Raw genomic sequence first — 19,781 nt, forward strand, 5'->3', positions numbered from 1 at the left:
GGCCTGCCCTGCGGCGCCCGTGCCGCCGAGGCGGCCGCGGGCGCCCGGACGTCCCTGCGCGGCACGGGGCGGGAGGGTCTAGCGGGCCAGCTCCCAGCGGGGGCCCTGCGGGGTGTCCTCCACGACGACGCCGGCCTGGGCCAGCCGGTCCCGGATGGCGTCGGCCGCGGCGAAGTCCTTGCGGGCCCGCGCCGCCTGCCGCTGCTCCAGTGCCACGGCGACCAGGGCGTCCACGGTCGCGCGCAGGCCGGAGTCGCCGCCCGAGGAGCGCCACTGCTCCGAGCGGGGATCGAGGCCGAGCACGTCGAGCATGTTCTGCGTCTCGGCCAGCAGCCTGGCCACCTGCTCCTTGTTGCCGTGGGCGAGGGCGACGTTGCCCTCGCGGACCACCTCGTGCACCACGGCGAGCGCCTGCGGCGTGCCGAGGTCGTCGTCCATGGCGTCGACGAACGCCTGCGGCAGCGGGGCGTCGGCGTCCACGTCGTGGATCACCTCGGCGGCCCGGGTGACGAAGCCCTCGATGCGCTGGTAGGCCGCGGCGGCCTCGAACAGCGCCTCCTCGGAGTATTCGATCGAGGAGCGGTAGTGCGGCGCCGCGAGGTAGTAGCGGAGCTCGACCGGGCGGACCTTCTTGGTGACCTCGGGGATCAGCAGGGAGTTCCCGAGCGACTTGCTCATCTTCTCCGCACCGATCTTGAGCATGCCGTTGTGCAGCCAGTAGCGGGCGAAGCCGTCCCCGGCCGCCTGCGACTGGGTCAGCTCGTTCTCGTGGTGCGGGAAGATCAGGTCGACGCCGCCGCCGTGGATGTCGAAGGTCGGCCCGAGGTACTTGGTGGCCATGGCGGAGCACTCCAGGTGCCAGCCGGGGCGGCCGCGGCCCCAGGGGGTCGGCCAGCTCGGCTCACCGGGCTTCTCGCCCTTCCAGAGCGCGAAGTCGCGCGGGTCCCGCTTGGCGCTGTCGGTGTCGGTGTCGCCGGCGGCCCGCATGTTCTCCAGTCGCTGGTTGGAGAGCGAGCCGTACCGGTCGGCGTAGGAGACCACGTCGAAGTAGACGTCACCGCCCGCTGCGTAGGCGTGGCCCGCCGCGATCAGCCGCTCCATCAGCTCGATCATCTCCGGGACGTGGCCGGTCGCGCGCGGCTCGACGGTGGGCGGCAGGCAGCCGAGCACCTGGTAGGCCCAGGTGAAGGCGCGCTGGTTCCGCTCGGCGACCACGAACCAGGGCACGCCCTCCGCGGCGGCGACCCGGATGATCTTGTCGTCGATGTCCGTGACGTTCCGGCAGAAGGTGACGTCGTAGCCGGAACGCGTCATCCACCGGCGGAGCACGTCGAAGTTGACGCCGGAGCGGATGTGCCCGATGTGCGGTGGAGCCTGCACGGTGGCGCCGCACAGGTAGATCGACGCCCGACCTGGCTCCACCGGAACGAACTCGCGGACCGTACGCGTGCTGGTGTCGTAAAGGCGCAGACTCACGAGGCAAGGCTAACGCCTCCGCCCACCTGACAAGCCGTGTTACGGCACGTTGAAGCCGCGACCGCACCGGTGGAGACGATTCAGAACAGGACACCCGTCTCGGACATATCTACGTGAACATGATTCGGTCAATTATGAAGGCCGGAGCGCGGCCGGATGATCGCGGTAGGCTCGAAAGGTCATGGACGTGAACCCCCCTGTGGCGGCCGGTCCGACCCCCCGCCCGTCCGCATCCCCGCCCGTCCCCGCCGAGCCGGGCCGGGTCGCCCTCGCCCTGCGCCACGCGGGCATCGCGCTCGCCGGACTCGGCGTCGCCGCCCTCACCGGCGCGGCGTGCGTGCTCTCCTTCGAGACCCTGCGCGCCCTGGCCCTCACCGGCGGAGCCCGCGCCGACCTCGCCTATCTCTATCCCGCGGGGTTCGACGCGCTGCTCGCCATCGCGCTGATCGGCGTGCTGCTGCTGCGCGGCGCGCGCTGGCCGATCCGGCTGCAGGCCGGGGCCGTCCTGGCCCTGCTGCTGCTCGCGGCGGCCGCCGCGGAGGTGGCCAGGGCCGCCCAGACCACGCTGGACGTACGGCAGGCGGCCGTCGCGGTCGCCGTCGCCCCCTGGGTGATGCTGACCGTGGCCCTGTGGCTCTGGCTCCTGCTGATCAAGCACGCCCGTGTACGGCGCGCCGCCCTGGACGCGCGACCGGCCGGGTCCGGGCGGGACCACGACATCGTGCCCTTCCCCGAGACCGAGCCGGCGCCCGCGGAACGGCCCGCTGAACATCGGGAGCGCCGTCCGGACCCGGCCCGGCACGCTCCGGTGGAGGCCGCCCTCGATCCGCAGGCCGCCCCGCCCCTGGAGTCCGTCCCGGTGGTGCCCGACCCTCCCGTGGAGCCCGTGGTCGGTCCCACTCCCGCGCCGGAGACGCCCGCGGTGGACGAGCCGATCGAGCGCGGCACGCGCGCGAGCGGAGGTGCGGACGGCCCCGCCGGCGGCCGAGCACCCGAGAGGGGCACGGCGGGCGGTCCCGGGCGCCGCGAGGCGCCCGCCGCACCGGAGCCCGCGCCTACCGGGCCGGAACCCGCGCCCGCCATGCCGGCCGTCTCAGAAGCACCGGCCCCGGGAACAGCCGTCCCGGAAGCCCCCACCGCACAGGCGCCTGCCACGCCGGGATCCACCGCATCCGGATCCGCCGCACCGGCGGCCACCGCGCCGGAGCCCGTCGTCGTCTCAGAAGGCGTCGCCCCGGAGCACACCTCACCCGTGTACGTACCGAAACCCGCCGTACCGGAGCCTTCCCCGGACAGGCCGGTGCGCTGGGGCGACCTGGTCCGCCCCCACCCCGGGGACCGGCTCGTCCATCCGCCCCGCCCCGCCGTACGGGAGACGGAGACCGCCGCCCGGGCCGCCGCGGACCGCGACGCCGACACCCAGCCGCTGCCCGCGCAGGAGGACGACTCCCCCGATCCGGCGCACGGCGCCGAGGCCGCCGACCCCCGGGAGGCGGACGCCGCGGCCCCGCCCTCGGGCCGGATGCGCAGCACGCCTCTCCCTCCGGAGGGATGAGCCCGGTCCCGCGGGCCGGCCCCGCTCCCGGCGGCCCGCGGGCAGACACGGCGCAGGCGGCAGAAGCACGGAGACCACATGGGGTGTGCCCCGAGCGCTGCGCTCGGGGCACACCCCATGTGGTCTCGTTCGCGTCGCACGGCCCCGAGGCCGGCTCCGGGGCCCTGTGGAAGGAACCGGTCCCGGGGCCGTGCGCGCACGGGTCACACCGGGCCGCCGGAAGGCGGCTCGCCGGGCGTCAGACCCGGGAACGGCGGAGCCCCGCGACCAGGCCGACACCGATGGCGGCCAGGACGACCTGCATGACGAGCTCGATCCAGTCGATGCCGTCGGTGGTCGCGACGCCGAGCGACTGGGCGATCGCGGTGCCGATGAGGGCCGCGACGATGCCGACGACGACGGTCAGCACCCAGCCGATCGCCTGCCTGCCGGGAAGCAGGAGACGCCCGATGGCACCGATCACGGCACCGATGACGATGGCCCCGAGAATGGATGCGATGGTCATATTCAACCTCCCCGTGAGGGTGAGACCTTCACTCTCACGGAAAGGTGGCTACCCCGTCCTCCAGGAATAGTCCTGGAAACATAAAATTCCCGGTCTGGTCAGGTCCGGCTGCCTCCGGTCCGCCCCGGCCGCATCTGCGTGACCAGCAGGACGCCGACGACCGCGAGGGCGAGCTGGAGGATGTGCTCCCACCAGTCGATCCCTCCGGTGTTCGCAATGCCCAGCGCGCTCGCGATGAGTGTTCCGATGAGGGCGGCGGCGATGCCGACGATGAGCGTCAGAGCGATGCTGATGTTCTGCCTGCCGGGAATGACGAGGCGGGCCAGCGCACCGACGATGGCTCCGATGACGATCGCGGCGATGATCGATCCAAGCATGTCCAGCTCCCCCTGTGACGAGACATGGTCATTGGAGGACTACCCAGGACAAACGGGATTATCCGCGATGAAGAGGCGACCCGTACCGCGCCAGGAAACGGGCCGCCCCCGCGAGAGGTCCGATGGGCTTTCCGCGCCGCCCACCGGCCGCGACGAGCGCTCGTGCGCTCGCCTTACAGGACGTGCGGCAGGGCCCGCAGGTTCACAGACCCACCACGATCGCGGTGGCGATCGCGGCCACGCCCTCTCCCCGGCCGGTGAGCCCGAGGCCGTCGGTCGTGGTGGCGCTGACGCTCACCGGCGCGCCCACGGCCGCGCTGAGGGCGCGCTCCGCCTCCGTACGGCGCGGCGCCAGCTTGGGCCGGTTGCCGATCACCTGGACGGCCACGTTGCCGATCTCGAAGCCGGCGGCCCGAACCTGCCGGGCGGTCTCCTCTAGCAGGGACACGCCGGAGGCTCCGGCCCAGCGGGGATCGGAGGTGCCGAACAGGCCGCCGAGGTCGCCGAGCCCGGCCGCGGACAGGAGCGCGTCGCACGCGGCGTGAGCCGCCGCGTCACCGTCGGAGTGCCCGGCCAGGCCCGTCTCGCCCGGCCAGTGCAGTCCCGCGAGATGCAGTTCGCGCCCGGATGCGAACGGGTGGACGTCGACCCCGACGCCCACCCGTGGAAATGTCGTGTTCAGGAGTTGAGAACCTCGTCGAGCAGGGCCTCGGCCTTGTCCTCGTTGGTCTTCTCGGCGAGCGCCAGCTCGCTGACCAGGATCTGCCGTGCCTTGGCGAGCATGCGCTTCTCTCCGGCGGAGAGCCCGCGCTCCTTGTCTCGGCGCCACAGGTCGCGGACCACCTCGGCCACCTTGTTGACGTCACCGGACGCCAGCTTCTCGAGGTTGGCCTTGTAGCGGCGGGACCAGTTGGTGGGCTCCTCGGTGTGAGGCATGCGAAGCACGTCGAAGACGCGCTCCAGGCCCTCCTGGCCGACCACGTCCCGAACTCCGACGAGCTCGGCGTTGTCGGCCGGAACCTGGACGGTGAGGTCGCCCTTGTCGACCTTCAGAACCAGGTAGGTCCTTTCTTCGCCCTTGATGGTCCGAGTCGTGATCGCCTCGATCCGAGCAGCCCCGTGGTGGGGGTAGACGACAGTGTCGCCGACCTGGAAAGTCATGTGACAAGTACCCCTTCCGCTGTACTCCAGAGTACCACGTATCCACAGGCTCGCGGAACAGTGAAATCACCATAACTGCAGGTCAAAGCCGCGTTTTAAGCCTTGACAAGTGGGTCTCTGTGTGAATCAAGGGTTGGAAAAGCAGGGCCGACCTGGGCGACCCCCGCCCCGGCGATCGGGCGGGCCGCCGGAAAACCCGGTAAAGACCACGGATAAGGTTGGCGCTGCCCCATCTCTAGTGTGACAAGGAGAACTCGCACCGTGACCCGCATCGGCCGTCACCGGGCGATCGCCGTCGCCGCGTTCCTCGCAGCCGCCACGGCGCTGACCGGCTGCGGAGCCGGACATGACGCGATCACCAACCAGCACTACGCCCCCACCGAGGCCACGAGCGTCAAGGTCAACGGGCTGGACATCTCCCAGGCCTTCTTCCTCGGCCCGGACTCCGGCGGCACGCTGCCCGCCGGCGCCAGCACGCCGCTCTACCTCTACGTGGTGAACGGCACGGGCCAGGCGGACCAGCTCGTCGGCCTGGGTGTGGACCCCGCCGTCGGCACCGCCAAGGTCACCGCCCCCGTCCCGCTCCCGGCCGGAGGCGCGCAGGCCGCCGTCGTCGGCAGGCCCACGCCCACGATCATGATCGAGCAGCTCAAGAAGCCGCTCAGGGGCGGCGAGGAGCTGGAGGTCCAGCTGCAGTTCGAGAAGGCGGGCGTCGTCTCCCTCCGGGTCCCGGTCATCACCCGGAGCCGTGAGTTCGCGACCCTGCCGCCCGCCCAGGGCGCCTCGGCCGCACCCACGCCGACGCCGACGCCCTCCGCCACGGCGGAGGAGCACGGCGAAGGCGACCACTGACGGTGACATGACGGAGGGGGTGCACGGTCCGACCGTGCACCCCTTCCGTCATGTGCGTCATGTTCGCGCGCCCCGCGCCCTCCGGCGGCCCCGCAGGCCGCTCCAGGGACCGGGTGCGGCACGCCGCCTCCGGCGGCCCCGCAGGACGCCGCACGGTCCCTCACAGCCCCGCGCCGACCCGGCCGCGGCTCCGTCCGGTCCCGTCCGGTCCCGTCCGGTCCCGCAAGACGCCGCACGGCCGCGGGGCGCCCGTCGGCGGGCCCGCGGGCCGGATCACTCCTCGGCGGGGTCGAACTTGTAGCCGAGGCCGCGGACGGTGAGGATGCAGCGCGGGTTGGAGGGGTCCGCCTCCACCTTGGCCCGCAACCGCTTGACGTGCACGTCCAGGGTCTTGGTGTCGCCCACGTAGTCGGCGCCCCAGACGCGGTCGATGAGCTGCCCCCGGGTGAGCACGCGGCCGGCGTTGCGCAGCAGCACCTCCAGCAGCTCGAACTCCTTCAGCGGGAGCTGCACCTGCTCGCCCCGGACGGCGACGACGTGCCGGTCCACGTCCATCCGGACCGGCCCGGCGGTGAGCACCGCCGACTGCGGCTCCTCCACGTCGCCCTGGCGGCGCAGCACCGCGCGGATGCGGGCCACCAGTTCGCGGGAGGAGAACGGCTTGGTCACGTAGTCGTCGGCCCCCAGCTCCAGCCCGACGACCTTGTCGATCTCGCTGTCCTTGGCGGTCAGCATGATGACGGGCACGTTGGAGCGCTGCCGGAGGGAGCGGCAGACCTCGGTGCCGGGCAGGCCCGGGAGCATCAGGTCCAGCAGCACCAGGTCGGCGCCGCTGCGGTCGAAGGTCTCCAGCGCCTCGGGGCCGGTGGCCGCCACCGCGACCTCGAACCCCTCCTTGCGGAGCATGTAGGACAGGGCGTCGGAGAACGACTCCTCGTCCTCGACGACGAGCACGCGGGTCACTTCGAGGCCTCCTGGGGGATGGTGGTGCCGGTGGGGGAGATGGGGACCGCCTTGCCGCCGAAGGCGGGCAGGCTGAGGGTGAACGTGGATCCGGAGCCTTCCTTGCTCCAGACGGTGACCGCGCCGTTGTGGGCCGCGGCGATGTGCTTGACGATGGCCAGGCCGAGGCCGGTGCCGCCGGTGGCGCGCGAGCGCGCGGTGTCGACGCGGAAGAAGCGCTCGAAGATCCGCTCCTGGGCGCTCTCGGGGATGCCGATGCCCTGGTCGCTCACGCTGATCTCGACGGAGTCGCCCGCCGGCCGGGCGCTGACGACCACCCGGGTGTGCTCGGGGCTGTAGGCGACCGCGTTGTCGATGAGGTTGCGCAGCGCGGTGACGAGCAGTTCCTCGTCGCCCCAGATCTGCAGGCCCTCGGTCCCCCCGGTGACCAGGGTGATGTCCTTGGCCGTGGCCGTGGTGTTGCAGCGGTCGACGGCGTCGTGCACGGCCTCGTCGACCAGGACCGGGCAGGGGGTGGGGATGGGCTCGGCCCCCTGGACCCTGGACAGGGTGATGAGGTCCTGCACCAGGTAGGTCAGGCGGGCGGCCTCGTGCTGCATGCGCCCGGCGAAGCGGGTGACGGCCTCGGGGTCGTCGGCGGCGTCCTGGATGGTCTCGGCGAGCAGGCTCAGCGCGCCGACCGGGGTCTTGAGCTCGTGGCTCACGTTCGCCACGAAGTCGCGGCGGACCGCCTCGACCCTGCGGTGCTCGGTCTGGTCCTCGGCGAGCACGAGCACCTGCCCGTACGGCCCGAGCGGGGCGACGCGGACCGCGAAGCTGGTCGTCTCCTGGCCGAACTTGTGCCCGGCCACCTCGACCTCGCTCTCGCGGATCTCGCCGTCCCGGCGCACCTGCCGGGCCAGCGCGAGCAGCTCGGCCACCATCAGGCGGTCGCCCTTGACCAGGCCGAAGGCCCGCGCGGCCGAGCTGGCCCGCAGGACCCGGTCCTCGCGGTCGAGCACGACCGCCGAGGAGGGCAGTACGGCGAGCACGGAGGCGACGCCCTGGGGCAGCTCGCCGGGCTGGAGGTCCTCGACCGGCACCATTACGCGCTGCTGCGCCGTCCCCTGGCGGACGACGATCATCACGGCCAGCGCTCCCACGACGAACCCGGCCAGCGCGGCCAGGCTCGCCATCAGCTCACTCACGTGCTTCTCCTGTCGGCTTCACGCCCTCGATGGTAGGCGCGCCCTCACCCGTTCAGGACTCCGCACCCGGGCATGACCATGGCCTTTCCCGCAAAGTTCACTTCGTGGTCGGGGTTCGTTCACGGACCTGCTCGTACGGTGAAGCCATGCGCGACGCCTACCACGAAGAACTCGACGCCCTCACCGACAAGCTGGTCGAGATGACCCGGCTGGTCCGGTCGGCGATCTCCCGGGCCACCACCGCCCTGCTCGACGCCGACCTCCATCTCGCGGAGACCGTCATCTCCCAGGACGAAGAGGTCGACCGGCTCTTCGCGGAGATCGAGACCTCGATCTTCGACCTGATGGCCCGGCAGCAGCCGGTGGCCGTGGACCTGCGGATGATCATCACGGCGCTGCGCATGGGCACCGATCTGGAGCGGATGGGCGACCTCGCCCAGCACGTGGCCAAGGTCGCGCGGCTGCGCCACCCGGACTCGGCCGTCCCGCCGGAGCTGCGCGCCACCATCCTGGAGATGGGGCAGATCGCCGAGCGCCTGGTCACCAAGACCGGCGGCTGCATCGCCACGCGCAACGTCGAGTCGGCGCTGGAGCTGGAGCAGGACGACGACGCGATGGACCGGCTCCACCGCAGGCTGTTCAAGATCCTGCTGGACTCCGGCTGGAAGCACGGCGTCGAGCCGGCGATCGACGTGACGCTGATCGGCCGCTACTACGAGCGCTACGCCGACCACGCGGTCCGCGTCGCCCGCGACGTGGTCTACCTGGTGACCGGCTCCCGCCCGCACGAGCTGGTCGCCGACGCCTGACCGGGGCGCCGGCGCGGGGCGGGCCCGCCCCGCGGGACACGGCGGGAACGGGAAGGACGAGGACGTAGAAGGAGAAGGAGGGGCCGCCCACCCGGGCGGCCCCTCCTCGCGTGCCGGCGCGGTCCCGGTGCGGCACCGGGACCGCCCGTGTCACCTGCCCTGGTTCGCCACCGCCTGGATGGCGGCCTCGGCCGCCTCGGGGTCGAGGTAGAGGCCGCCCTTGGCCAGCGGGCGGAAGTGCTCGTCCAGGTCGTAGCGGAGCGGGATGCCGGTGGGGATGTTGAGCCCGGCGATCTCCTCGTCGCCGATCCCGTCCAGGTGCTTGACCAGCGCGCGCAGCGAGTTGCCGTGCGCCGCGACCAGGACGGTCCGGCCCGCCGCCAGGTCCGGCACGATCTGGTCGTACCAGTACGGCAGCATGCGCTCGACGACGTCCTTGAGGCACTCCGTCCTCGGCATCAGCTCCGGCGGCAGGAGCGCGTAGCGCGCGTCGCCGGCCTGGGAGAACTCGTCGTCGTCGGCGATCGGCGGCGGCGGGACGTCGTAGGAGCGGCGCCAGAGCATGAACTGCTCGTCACCGAACTGCTCGCGGGTCTGCGCCTTGTTCTTCCCCTGGAGCGCGCCGTAGTGGCGCTCGTTGAGCCGCCAGGAGCGCCTGACCGGGAGCCAGAGCATGTCGGCCTCGGCCAGCGCGAGGTTCGCCGTCTGGATCGCGCGGGTCAGCAGCGAGGTGTGCACCACGTCGGGGCGGATCCCCGCCTCCAGCAGCATCCGCCCGCCGCGCCGCGCCTCCTCCTCGCCCTTGGCCGAGAGCCCCGCGTCCACCCAGCCGGTGAACAGACCCTTGGCGTTCCACTCGCTCTCACCGTGCCGCAGCAGCACCAAAGTCGCCATGCGACCAAGCTTAGTCAGCGCACCGGATCCGCGGCCCGGGGCGTCCGGCATCCGGTACCGGCTCCCGCGCCGGGGCCCCGGCCGGCCCCCGCTCCCACCGCTCCCACCGCTCCGACCGGGCCCCGGACGGATCCCGGGCGCGGGCTCAGCGCGCGGGGTCGGCGAAGCGGGCGAACGCCTGCAGGTTGGCGAGGGACTCGCCGCGCTTGACCCGCCACTCCCACTCCTTGCGGATGGACGAGGCGAAGCCCAGTTCAAGCGCCCGGTCGAAGCCCTCGTCGGAGTAGGTGAGCACGCAGCCGAGCAGCCGGTCGATCTCCTCCTCCGACACCGCCGTCAGCGGGACGCGCCCCACCAGGTAGACGTCGCCGACCGGGTCCAGGGCGAAGTGCACGCCGTACATGGAGCCGTTCTTGGTCAGCAGCCAGCGGTAGAACTCGGCGTGGTTCTCGTCGGGCTGCCGGCAGAAGAACGCCTCGACGTGCAGCGCCTGGTCCCCGAGGATCAGCCAGGTCATGGTGGCGAGCTTGTGCCGGCCGGGGAGCTTCACCAGGAACGCGCCCGGCCGGGGCTCCTCGAAGGAGGCCTCGACGCCCTTCAGCGCCGCCTCGATCACTTCACGCATGGACCCACCCTACGAGGGACCCGGCGGGGACCGCCGTCCGCACGGCCGCGCCTACGAGCTGAGCGCGATCGGGGACCGGTTCAGGTGCGCCATGGCCCCGGCGTAGACCTCCGCGAGCCGGGCCGCGGTCGCGGACCAGCCGAAGGCCGCGGCCTGGGCGACCGCCCCCTCCGCCAGCTCGTCGCGCCAGGCCGGCCGGTGGACGAGGCGGGCCAGGACCCGCGCCCAGTCGTGCGGGTCGTGCCCCTCGACGAGCACGCCCGACACGCCGTCGCGTACGGCGGTGCGCAGGCCCCCCACGCTCGCGGCCGCCACCGGGGTGCCGCACGCCTGGGACTCCAGCGCGACCAGGCCGAACGACTCGCTGTGCGAGGGCACGACGGTCACGTCGGCGGCGCGGTACCACCCGGCCAGCTCGTGCTGGGGCGCGGGGGGCACGATCCGGACCACGTCGGCGATGCCGAGCTCCGCCGCCAGGTCGGTCAGGTAGGACGGCCGGGCCAGGCCGTTCCCGCTGGGCCCGCCGACGCAGGCGACGACGAGTCGGCCGCGCAGCCCCGGGTCCTCGACGAGCATGCGGGCGGCGGCGCGCAGCAGCACGTCCGGGCCCTTGAGCGGCTGCACCCGGCCCACGAACAGCAGCAGGCGCGCGTCCGCGGGGACGCCCAGCCGGCGGCGGGCCGCGGCGCGGGAGCCGGGCTTGAAGACGGTGAGGTTGACCCCGGGGTTGACGACCTCGACGCGCTCGGGGGCGGCGCCGTACAGCTCGACGAGCTCGCGCGCCTCGGTCGGCGTGTTGGCCACCAGCCGGTCGGCGACCTCGACGACCTGCTCCTCGCCCAGCACGCGGGCGGTGGGCTCGGGCTTGTCGTCGTCGGCGAGCAGGAGGTTCTTGACCTTCGCCATGGTGTGCATGGTGTGCACCAGCGGCACGCCCCAGCGCTCCTTGGCCAGCCAGCCCACCTGGCCGGAGAGCCAGTAGTGGGAGTGGATGACGTCGTAGCGGCCCGGGTCGTACATGGCCTCGGTGCGCAGCACGCCGGAGAGGAAGGCGCAGAGCTGGCCGGGCAGGTCCCCCTTGTCGAGCTCCTCGTACGGCCCCGCGGTGACGTGCCTGACGGAGACGCCGGGGACGATCTCGGCGACCGGCGGCAGGTCCCGGGCCGTCTGCCGGGTGAAGATCTCCACTTCGATCCCCAGCCTGGCCAGGCGCTTGGCCGCCTCCACGATGTAGACGTTCATCCCGCCCGCGTCCCCGGTGCCCGGCTGGTCCAGGGGGGACGTGTGCATGCTGATCGTCGCGACCCGGTTGACCCGCCGTCGCTTCACCGACACCACCTCCGAGACGGATACAACCTCACTTCTCTTCCCGACATTCCCGTGATCTCCTGACATACCGGGGCGTGTGACTTACCTACTGACATACCGGGGCGCTCAGGGCGGTCTGCGGCGGCCCTGGCAGGATGGCGAGCCATGAGGAAGACGGCAGTGGTGACGGGGGCCAGCAGCGGCATCGGCCAGGCGACGGCCCGCCGCCTGGCCCGGGAGGGCTTCGACGTGGTGGCGGCGGCCCGCCGCCGGGACCGGCTGGACGAGCTGGCCGCCGAGGTGCCGGAGATCCGCCCGGTGACCCTGGACGTGACCTCGGCCGAGTCGGTGGAGGCGCTGGCCGCCTCGCTGGACCGCTGCGACGTGCTGGTCAACAACGCGGGGGGCGCGATCGGGCTGGAGCCGGTGGCCGCCGGCGACCCGGCCGACTGGCAGCGCATGTACGACGTCAACGTGCTGGGCTCGCTCCGGGTCACCCAGGCGCTGCTGCCCAAGCTGATCGCCTCCGGCGACGGGGTGCTGGTGATGCTGACCTCGGTGGCGGGACTGGTGTCCTACGAGGGCGGCGGGGGCTACAACGCGGCCAAGCACGCGCAGAGCTCGATGACCGAGGTGCTCCGGCTGGAGCTGTGCGGCGAGCCGGTCCGGGTCGTCGAGGTCGCCCCGGGCATGGTCCACACCGAGGAGTTCTCGCTGACCCGCTTCCGCGGCGACGCCGGACGGGCCGCGAAGGTCTACGAGGGCGTGCCCGGCCCGCTCTCCGCCGACGACGTCGCCGACGCGATCGCCTGGTGTGTGACCCGTCCCTGGAACGTGAACATCGACCGCCTGGTCATCCGCCCCCGCGCCCAGGCCGCCCAGCACAAGATCCACCGCGTCACGTCCTGATTCCGCGTCCGGGGCGCCGCCGGACGCGGCCCGCCGGCGACCCGCCGACCCGGCGGTGATCCTGCGGCGGCCCGGCGGTGATCCGGCCCGCCGCGTCCGGCGGACAATGGGGGGATGCGCGCTACACGGCCGGTCGGGGAGATCACCCGAGGCACGACCGGCCACAACCGGCTGCGCCGGTCCGACCGGTGGATCGCCGCCGTCTTCGGCCGGCTGCTCCGCTCCGCCGACCGGCCGCTGGTCGTGGACCTCGGATACGGCGCCTCGCACACCACGACGCTGGAGCTGTTCCTGCGGCTGCGCCGGGTCCGCCCGGACGTCGAGGTCACCGGGATCGAGATCGACCCGGCCCGGGTCGCCGCGGCCCGGCCGTACGAGCGCCCGGGCCTGTCGTTCCGGCTGGGCGGCTTCGAGCTGCCGGTGGACCGCCCGCCGGTCCTGGTGCGGGCCTTCAACGTGCTGCGGCAGTACGGCGAGGCGGAGGCGTGGCGGCACTGGGACCTGCTCCGCTCCCGGTTGGCCCCGGACGGGGTGATCGTCGAGGGGACCTGCTCGGAGGTCGGGCACCGGGCGGCCTGGGTGGGGCTGGACGCCGCGGGCCCGCGGACCCTGACCCTGGCGGCCCGCTTCGACGCCTTCGAACGCCCCTCCGACCTGGCCGACCGCCTGCCGAAGGCGCTCATCCACCGCAACGTGCCCGGTGAGCCGGTCCACGCGTTCCTGCGGGACTTCGACCGCGCCTGGGCGGTCAGCGCCCCGCTGGCGTCCTACGGCGTGCGGCAGCGCTGGATCGCCGCGGCCGAGGCGCTCTGCGCGGGCTGGCCGGTCTTCCGGCACCCCCCGCTGGGCGGCCGATCCCGCTGGCGGCTCGGCGAGGTGACCGTCGCCTGGGACGCGGTCGCCCCGCTCGGCCGCGCCCCCGGCGAGGGCCGGCTCGACAACCCGTAGTACTACCCGGGGTGGTGCGGAGATACGCTTGACGGTGTGAAGGGTCTCGGCGAGCTTGAACGCAGCATCATGGACATCATCTGGGCGCAGCCGTCCGCGGTGACGGCCCGCGAGGTGGGACGGCTCATCGAGGACCGCGATCTCGCCCCCACAACGGTCATGACCGTGCTCGACCGGCTGACCCGCAAGGGCTTCCTGGTCCGCACCCGTGACGGGCGCGCCTGGCGCTACCAGGCCGCGGCGAGCCGCGACGCCTACGTCGCGGAGCTTATGCTGGAGGCGCTCGACATGACCGGGGACCGGTCGGCCGCCCTGACCCGTTTCGCCCAGGCCGTGTCCGAACCCGAGGCCGAGATCCTGCGCAGAGCCCTGTTGGAGCTGGAGGAAGAGTGATCACCGCGGCAGTCCTGGCGTTCCTCGCCACGGTCTGCGCGGTCGGCGCCTGGTGGCTGGTCCGGGCGCGGTGGCCCTACCGCGCCCCGCACGTGGCCATCGTCCTGTGGCAGGCGCTGGGGGTGACCTGGGGCCTGGCCGGCACCGGGGCGCTGCTGGCCTACGCCCTGGAGCCCTACGGCCGGGGCGTGCTGCACGGCCTGTTCGCCTTCGCCTCCGCCGCGCTCTCCGGCGGGTACGGCCCGCAGGGCCCGTACGAACCGCCGCGGATCTTCGCGCTCATCGCGGGGCTGACCGCGTTCACCGTGCTCGTCATGGTGCTGCTGACCGCGGGCCTGCAGACGTTCCGCGCCCGCCGCCGGCACCGCGCCCTGCTGGCGCTCGTCGCCCGCGAGGACCCGGGGGTGCCCGGCGTGCACGTCGTCGACCACCCGGGCGCGGCCGCCTACTGCGTGCCGGGCCTGCGCTCCCAGGTCGTGGTGAGCGAGGGCACCCTGAAGCTGCTCTCCCCCGACGAGCTGCGGGCGGTCCTGGCCCACGAGGCGGCGCACGTCCGCGAGCGCCACGACCTGGTCCTGCTGCCGTTCGCCGCGCTGCGCAGGGCGCTGCCCTGGTCCCGCACCGCGCTGGAGGCCCAGCACGAGGTCGCGCTGCTGGTGGAGATGGCCGCCGACGACGCCGCCCGGCGCTACTGCTCGCCGCGCCGTCTGGCCACCGCCCTGCTGCGCTTCGGCACGGCGGGCGCCGTGCCGACCCCGCACGGGGCGCTGGGCGCGCTGAGCCCCTCCTCCGCCGTGATGGCCCGGGTCCAGCGCCTGGTCTCGCCCGGCCCGCGGCTCCCGCGCCGGGTCCGCTACGGCGTCGTGGCCTTCTCGGTCACGCTGACCGCCTCCGCCCCGCTGCTCTGGCTGGTGCCGCACTGACGCACTCTTGACCGCTAGCTGGTGTTAACCAAGGTGTTTGCAATTGCAAGCGCCATGGGGCAGACTGGCGGTATGGCACTACCCAAGGTCGACTCGATCGGTGAGTACATCCGCGAGCAGCGGACGCAGGCGAAGATCTCTCTGCGCCAGCTCGCCGCGGCGGCGGGGATCTCCAATCCCTACCTCAGCCAGATCGAGCGCGGGCTGCGCAAACCCAGCGCGGAGATCCTGAACCAGATCGCCAAGGGGCTGCGCATCTCCGCGCAGGCGCTGTACGTGCAGGCGGGCCTCATCGAGGACCGCGAGCCGGACAGCGACGTGCTGACCGCCATCCGGGCCGACGAATTCATCACCGAGCGGCAACGCCAGGTGCTGATCGACATCTACGAGTCGTTCCGCAAGGAGAACCGGGCCGGGGCCCCGGACGAGGGCGCGCGAACCGCCGAGAACACGCGCACCGCGCCGGAGCCCCAGGGGGGCGGCACGGCGTCCTCGCCGGACGACGAGACGCCGTTGCCCGAGGAGTTCGCCGCCGCGCTCAAGCCGTACGCGGCGTCCTCGGCCAACGGCACGACCACACCCAGGAAACCAGGAAAGGGTAACCGATGACTCTGGCCACCGAAGTCAAGAAGATCACGGATTCCAAGCCGTTCTACGCCGTCGCCGGCGCCGGCGACTTCGCGGTGGAGAAGCTCCGCGAGCTCCCCGAGCAGGTGCAGAAGCTGCAGAGCCGCCGCGAGGAGATCCGCGAGGCCGTCGCCAAGGACCTGCCCCTCAAGGCCAGGGAGATCGCGGGCAAGGCCGAGGGCTACGCCAAGGAGTTCGGCGGCCGGGCCGAGGTCTACGCCAAGGACCTGCCGGTCAAGGCCCGCGGCTACGCCGACCAGCTGACCGCCAAGGCGACCGAGCTCTACGAGGAGTTCGCCACGCGCGGCCGCCGGGTCGTCTCCCGCGTGAGCGGCGAGGCCGCCCTGGAGCTGGAGGAGGTCTCCGAGACCGCCGAGCCCGCGATCGCCGCCGCCCCCGCTCCCAGGAAGAACGCCCGCGCCCCGAAGAGCGCGGTCAAGAGCTGACCTTCCGGCTCCGCGAGGACCCGTCCCGGCATCCGGGGCGGGTCCCGCCGTGTCCGGGGTCCGCGCCCCGGGCCCTGTCCGCGCCCCGGGCCCTGTCCGCGCCCCGGGCCCTGTCCGCGCCCCGGGGCCGCCGCCCGGCCCCGCACCGCCGCCCGCCTCGGCCGGGCTCCGCGCCCCGCCCCGCCCCGCCGCCGGATCCGGGGAAAAGTGGCTTACCTGCGCACGCGCGGCATCGCCTAGGCTGGGGGCGACCGGTGAGACGACCGTGCAGGAGAGACGATGCCCTTCGGGATCTACGGCGTGCTGGACCTCATCTTCTGGGCGCTGGCCATCGGCGCGTTCGTCATGTCCGCCTGGGCTCTCATCCACGCCCTGAAGACCCCCGCCCGGGCCTTCGCGGTCACCGGCAAGCAGAGCAAGCAGCTGTGGCTGATCATCCTGAGCCTCTCGACGCTGTTCTCCTTCGCCGGCGCCGTCGGCTACATCACCAGCATCGGCTTCCTCATGATCATTTCTGTGATCGCCGCGGGCGTCTACCTGGCCGACGTGCGGCCGGCCGTGCGGGAGATCGGCAAGGGCGGGAGCTCCGGCCCCTACGGCCCCTGGTGACCCGGGTCTTTTCCGCCCGCTCCTTCCCGGGCCGACCTGCCGGTTCCCGGGAGGCAGAGATCAGGAAAGCCCTTTCCCTCTTGCCCGGCACGCCCCGGAGACGGTAGACACGCGGGGTGATGTTCGCCAGCAAGCCGACCCTCCGGGGAGAGCGCGTGACGCTCCGGCCCGTCGGCCCCGAGCACGTCGACGGGCTCTGGGAGCTCGTCAACGACCCGGAGACCGCCCGGCTGACCGGTTCCCACGGGACGATCACCTACGAGTCCGCCGCGGCGTGGTACGGCTCGCGCGCCGAGCACGACGACCGGCTCGACCTGGCGATCTGCGCCGCCGAGGACGACTCCTACGTCGGCGAGATCGTGCTCAACGAACTGGACGCCGACAACCTCTCCTGCAACCTGCGGATCGCGCTGGCGGGCCCGCGCGTGTTCGGCAGGGGCTACGGCACCGAGGCGATCCGCCTGGTGCTGGACCACGCGTTCGCCACCACGGACCTGCACAGGATCGGACTGGAGGTGTTCGACTTCAACGACCGCGCCGTCCGCGTCTACCGGAAGATCGGCTTCGTGGAGGAGGGCGTGCGCCGGGACGCGCTCCTCTGGGAGGGGCGCCGGCATGACTCGATCATCATGTCCGTGCTCCGCCCTGACTGGCCGGTCAAGAAGATCTGACAGACATCACGTGATTTTTCGGAAACGTCTGTTGACAGTTCTGAAACAATGCTACGTTCACTGGGAGCGCTCCCACCTGCACGGAACTTAGGTGTGGAGGAAGTCATGCCCGAAGTACCCACACTCGCCCAGGTCGCCGCGGCGGCAGGTGTGTCCCCGGCCACCGCGTCCCGGGTCCTCACAGGCTCTGTCAGGGTCAGCACCTCGACCCGGCGGCAGGTCCACGACGCGATCTCCCGTCTCGGTTACGTCCGGCACCGCGCTCCCCGGGGCGGCTCCGGCCGGCGCTGCGACCAGACCGTGGCCGTCGTCGTCTGCGAGTCCGCACAGCGGCTGTTCACCGAGCCGTTCTACGCACGAATGATCACCGCGGCGGAGGAGGTCCTCACGGGCCAGGGCATCCCCCTCACCGTGATGACCGCCACCTCGGCCACCTCCACCATCGCCACCCCGCAGCTCGTCGCCGGCGGCGTCGACGGCGTCCTGCTGATCGGCGCCCGGGAGCGCCACCCGCTCGTCGTCACGCTGGCCGCCTCCGGCATCCCCGTGCGCAGCGCGGGCCGCGCGCCCGACGGCATCGACCTGCCCTACGTCGACATGGACAACGCCGACGGCGGCAGGCAGGCCGCCGAGCACCTGCTGCTCGGCGGGCGGCGGGCCATCGCCGCCATCGCCGGTCCCCCCGGGCTCCCCGCCGCCCGGGACCGCCTCGAGGGCTTCACCCGGACCCTCGCCCTGGCCGGCATGACGGGCGTCCCGGTGGCCTACGGCGACTTCACCCACTCCTCGGGCGTGCACGCCGCCCAGTGGCTGCTCCGCCGGATGCCGCACCTGGACGCGATCTTCGCGGCCTCCGACGCGATGGCCGCCGCGGCCGTGCAGACGCTGCGCCGGGCCGGCCGCCGGGTGCCCGACGACGTGGCCGTGATCGGCTTCGACGACGCCCCCATCGCCCGCCGGACCTCCCCCACGCTGACCACCGTGCGCCAGCCCGTGGAGGAGTTCGCCGCGCTGGCCACCCGGCTGCTGCTGATGTCGATGAGCTCTCCCGAGACCGCCGGGAACAACCCGGTGCTCCCGACGGAGCTGGTGGTCCGTGAGTCGGCCTGAGCCCGGTTCCCTCCGCGCGGGTGACGTGCTCAACCGCAGATACCTGCTGCAGGAGCAGATCGGCAGGGGCGGGATGAGCGTCATCTGGCGCGGCTTCGACCAGTCCCTGCAGCGGATGGTCGCGATCAAGGTCCTGGAGGCCGACCTCGGCGCGGACCGCGAGCTCATCCGGCGGGAGGCGCGCGCCACCGCGCGCCTCATCCACCCCGGTGCGATCGAGGTCTACGACTACGGGGAGACCGTCACCCCCCGCGGCCGCCTCGCCGCCTACGTGGTGATGCCGCTGCTGGAGGGCAGGCCCCTGGCCGACCGGATCGCCGAGGGCCCGCTGCCCTGGGCGGAGGCCGTGGCGGTGGCCGCCAAGATCGCCACCGTCCTGGCCGCCGCGCACGAGCGGGGCGTCGTGCACCGGGACGTCACCGCCGAGAACGTGCTGCTGACCGAGGACGGCGCCAAGCTGCTCGACTTCGGCATCGCGGCGTTCGTCGGGGAGGAGGACGACCGCACCTGCGAGTACGGCACCCCGCCCTACGTGGCGCCGGAGCGCCTGACGGGCAGGGTCGCCGACCCCGCGAGCGACGTCTACTCCCTCGGCGTGCTGCTGTTCGAGATGCTCACCGGCGCTCCGCCGTACCCGGAGCGGACCTGGGAGGAGATCGAGAGCGCCCGGCGGGACGGGCCGCCGCCGGAGGTCCGCGCGCCGGGACTGCCGCCCGGGATCGCGGCGCTCTGCCGGAGCTGCCTTGCGCACGAACCCGCGTCCCGGCCGGGGGCGCGGGAGGTCGCCGACCTGCTCACCCGGGCGCTGTCCGGACGCCGCCCCTCACGCACGATGCCGCTCGCGGCGGTGGCCGCCCTGATCCTGACCGCGGGGGCCCTGGTGTGGGCGCAGGCCTCCGGACCCTCCGGAGGGCCTCCGGAGGGCACCATCGCCCTGGAGTCGACCGCCCGGCCGAGTCCCACCCCCTCCGCACCCGCTCCCACGGCGGGGAAGGGGGACGGGACCGCCGCACCCCGGGCGGGCGCCTCTCCCACCGCGTCGGAGGGCGGGGCGACCGGGGAGCCGGGCGGAGGACCGGTCGCCGCGCCGGCGGAGGAGAACGCCGGGGAGCCGAGCGGCAGACCCACGGTGATCCTGGTGGAGAGCGTGCGGTCACCCCTGCCCACGCTGGACCAGAGCGTGCGGCGCTTCAACGCCCTGCTGGCCGAGGGCGCCGGCAGCGGCGAGATCCGCCGCGACGTGGCCCTGGACCTGCGGCAGGTGCTGGCCAACAACGTCTGCTGCGGCGGGGACCTCGCCCAGGTCCGGCAGAAGATCGCCGACCGGCACCGGGAGGGCTCCCTCTCCGGTCGGTGGTACCGGGAGCTCGCCGCCCAGCTCGAGGCCGTCGCGCTGGCGCTGACCCGCTAGGACGGCCCGCCGAGGGGCGCGG

23 protein-coding genes are annotated in these 19,781 nt (G+C 73.1%); 13 read left to right on the forward strand and 10 right to left on the reverse strand.

Annotated elements, in window-relative coordinates; translation table 11 throughout:
- Positions 1 to 78: 78 nt before the first annotated feature.
- The gene (cysS, locus tag ABD823_RS05350) at positions 79 to 1,476 is read right to left on the reverse strand and encodes a cysteine--tRNA ligase (protein WP_344856498.1); all 1,398 of its coding nucleotides are present in this window, start codon (positions 1,474 to 1,476) and stop codon (positions 79 to 81) included.
- Positions 1,477 to 1,663: 187 nt separating this feature from the next.
- Here cysS and ABD823_RS05355 point away from each other — a divergent pair, with 187 nt between their 5' ends.
- Positions 1,664 to 3,031 (forward strand): DUF2637 domain-containing protein, encoded by a 1,368-nt coding sequence (locus tag ABD823_RS05355; RefSeq protein WP_344856500.1) that lies wholly within the window; start codon positions 1,664 to 1,666, stop codon positions 3,029 to 3,031.
- A 238-nt stretch (positions 3,032 to 3,269) separates the two neighbouring features.
- On the opposite strand, the gene ABD823_RS05360 is transcribed toward ABD823_RS05355, so the two are convergent.
- From ABD823_RS05360 to ABD823_RS05375, 4 genes are all read right to left on the reverse strand, one after another.
- Positions 3,270 to 3,536, reverse strand: a complete 267-nt coding sequence (locus ABD823_RS05360) for a GlsB/YeaQ/YmgE family stress response membrane protein (RefSeq protein WP_344856502.1) — start codon at positions 3,534 to 3,536, stop codon at positions 3,270 to 3,272.
- A 98-nt stretch (positions 3,537 to 3,634) separates the two neighbouring features.
- Positions 3,635 to 3,913 (reverse strand): GlsB/YeaQ/YmgE family stress response membrane protein, encoded by a 279-nt coding sequence (locus tag ABD823_RS05365; protein WP_344856504.1) that lies wholly within the window; start codon positions 3,911 to 3,913, stop codon positions 3,635 to 3,637.
- A 202-nt stretch (positions 3,914 to 4,115) separates the two neighbouring features.
- On the reverse strand, positions 4,116 to 4,574 hold the full coding sequence (gene ispF / locus ABD823_RS05370; protein WP_344856506.1) for a 2-C-methyl-D-erythritol 2,4-cyclodiphosphate synthase: 459 nt from the start codon (positions 4,572 to 4,574) through the stop codon (positions 4,116 to 4,118).
- A 17-nt stretch (positions 4,575 to 4,591) separates the two neighbouring features.
- A complete protein-coding gene (locus tag ABD823_RS05375; RefSeq protein WP_012887713.1) occupies positions 4,592 to 5,074 on the reverse strand; it encodes a CarD family transcriptional regulator in 483 nt (160 codons plus the stop codon).
- A 261-nt stretch (positions 5,075 to 5,335) separates the two neighbouring features.
- Here ABD823_RS05375 and ABD823_RS05380 point away from each other — a divergent pair, with 261 nt between their 5' ends.
- Entirely contained in the window at positions 5,336 to 5,926 is a 591-nt protein-coding gene (locus tag ABD823_RS05380; RefSeq protein ID WP_344856519.1) for a copper chaperone PCu(A)C domain-containing protein, read from the forward strand.
- 273 nt (positions 5,927 to 6,199) lie between these two features.
- Here ABD823_RS05380 and ABD823_RS05385 read toward each other — a convergent pair whose 3' ends face one another.
- On the reverse strand, positions 6,200 to 6,889 hold the full coding sequence (locus tag ABD823_RS05385) for a response regulator (RefSeq protein ID WP_344856521.1): 690 nt from the start codon (positions 6,887 to 6,889) through the stop codon (positions 6,200 to 6,202).
- A complete protein-coding gene (locus ABD823_RS05390) occupies positions 6,886 to 8,064 on the reverse strand; it encodes a sensor histidine kinase (RefSeq protein ID WP_344856588.1) in 1,179 nt (392 codons plus the stop codon). Before ABD823_RS05390 ends, ABD823_RS05385 begins: the two co-directional genes overlap by 4 nt.
- A 158-nt stretch (positions 8,065 to 8,222) precedes the next feature.
- Here ABD823_RS05390 and phoU point away from each other — a divergent pair, with 158 nt between their 5' ends.
- On the forward strand, positions 8,223 to 8,885 hold the full coding sequence (gene phoU, locus ABD823_RS05395; protein ID WP_344856523.1) for a phosphate signaling complex protein PhoU: 663 nt from the start codon (positions 8,223 to 8,225) through the stop codon (positions 8,883 to 8,885).
- 150 nt (positions 8,886 to 9,035) lie between these two features.
- Here phoU and ABD823_RS05400 read toward each other — a convergent pair whose 3' ends face one another.
- The 3 genes from ABD823_RS05400 to mshA all read right to left on the reverse strand — a co-directional run bounded on the left by ABD823_RS05400 (position 9,036) and on the right by mshA (position 11,694).
- Positions 9,036 to 9,779, reverse strand: a complete 744-nt coding sequence (locus ABD823_RS05400; RefSeq protein ID WP_344856525.1) for a phosphoglyceromutase — start codon at positions 9,777 to 9,779, stop codon at positions 9,036 to 9,038.
- Positions 9,780 to 9,924: 145 nt separating this feature from the next.
- A complete protein-coding gene (locus ABD823_RS05405) occupies positions 9,925 to 10,404 on the reverse strand; it encodes a type III secretion system chaperone family protein (protein WP_344856526.1) in 480 nt (159 codons plus the stop codon).
- A 51-nt stretch (positions 10,405 to 10,455) separates the two neighbouring features.
- Positions 10,456 to 11,694: a D-inositol-3-phosphate glycosyltransferase gene (mshA, locus tag ABD823_RS05410; RefSeq protein WP_425566567.1), complete on the reverse strand. Its 1,239-nt coding sequence runs from the start codon at positions 11,692 to 11,694 to the stop codon at positions 10,456 to 10,458.
- Positions 11,695 to 11,877: 183 nt separating this feature from the next.
- On the opposite strand from mshA, the gene ABD823_RS05415 reads away from it, so the two are divergent.
- The 10 genes from ABD823_RS05415 to ABD823_RS05460 all read left to right on the forward strand — a co-directional run bounded on the left by ABD823_RS05415 (position 11,878) and on the right by ABD823_RS05460 (position 19,759).
- The gene (locus tag ABD823_RS05415; RefSeq protein WP_344856530.1) at positions 11,878 to 12,621 is read left to right on the forward strand and encodes an SDR family NAD(P)-dependent oxidoreductase; all 744 of its coding nucleotides are present in this window, start codon (positions 11,878 to 11,880) and stop codon (positions 12,619 to 12,621) included.
- 114 nt (positions 12,622 to 12,735) lie between these two features.
- Positions 12,736 to 13,569, forward strand: a complete 834-nt coding sequence (locus tag ABD823_RS05420; protein WP_344856532.1) for a class I SAM-dependent methyltransferase — start codon at positions 12,736 to 12,738, stop codon at positions 13,567 to 13,569.
- Between the two features lie 36 nt (positions 13,570 to 13,605).
- Entirely contained in the window at positions 13,606 to 13,962 is a 357-nt protein-coding gene (locus tag ABD823_RS05425) for a BlaI/MecI/CopY family transcriptional regulator (protein ID WP_344856534.1), read from the forward strand.
- Complete coding sequence (locus ABD823_RS05430; protein WP_344856536.1) at positions 13,959 to 14,885, forward strand: M56 family metallopeptidase; 927 nt, start codon at positions 13,959 to 13,961, stop codon at positions 14,883 to 14,885. The genes ABD823_RS05425 and ABD823_RS05430 overlap by 4 nt, the downstream gene beginning before the upstream one ends.
- Before the next feature lie 72 nt (positions 14,886 to 14,957).
- Positions 14,958 to 15,494 carry a helix-turn-helix domain-containing protein gene (locus tag ABD823_RS05435; protein ID WP_344856538.1) on the forward strand — a complete coding sequence of 179 codons (537 nt, stop codon included), beginning with the start codon at positions 14,958 to 14,960 and terminating at the stop codon, positions 15,492 to 15,494.
- A complete protein-coding gene (locus ABD823_RS05440; RefSeq protein WP_344856540.1) occupies positions 15,491 to 15,958 on the forward strand; it encodes a hypothetical protein in 468 nt (155 codons plus the stop codon). Before ABD823_RS05435 ends, ABD823_RS05440 begins: the two co-directional genes overlap by 4 nt.
- A gap of 279 nt (positions 15,959 to 16,237) precedes the next feature.
- Positions 16,238 to 16,567: a DUF2516 family protein gene (locus ABD823_RS05445; RefSeq protein WP_344856542.1), complete on the forward strand. Its 330-nt coding sequence runs from the start codon at positions 16,238 to 16,240 to the stop codon at positions 16,565 to 16,567.
- Between the two features lie 155 nt (positions 16,568 to 16,722).
- Complete coding sequence (locus ABD823_RS05450; protein ID WP_344856544.1) at positions 16,723 to 17,238, forward strand: GNAT family N-acetyltransferase; 516 nt, start codon at positions 16,723 to 16,725, stop codon at positions 17,236 to 17,238.
- A gap of 105 nt (positions 17,239 to 17,343) precedes the next feature.
- Entirely contained in the window at positions 17,344 to 18,348 is a 1,005-nt protein-coding gene (locus ABD823_RS05455; RefSeq protein WP_344856546.1) for a LacI family DNA-binding transcriptional regulator, read from the forward strand.
- Positions 18,335 to 19,759, forward strand: coding sequence for a serine/threonine-protein kinase (locus ABD823_RS05460; RefSeq protein WP_344856547.1), 1,425 nt, complete (start codon positions 18,335 to 18,337; stop codon positions 19,757 to 19,759). Before ABD823_RS05455 ends, ABD823_RS05460 begins: the two co-directional genes overlap by 14 nt.
- The last annotated feature ends 22 nt before the right edge of the window (positions 19,760 to 19,781 follow it).

Source organism: Planomonospora alba (assembly GCF_039534085.1).
Taxonomy (GTDB): domain Bacteria; phylum Actinomycetota; class Actinomycetes; order Streptosporangiales; family Streptosporangiaceae; genus Planomonospora_B; species Planomonospora_B alba.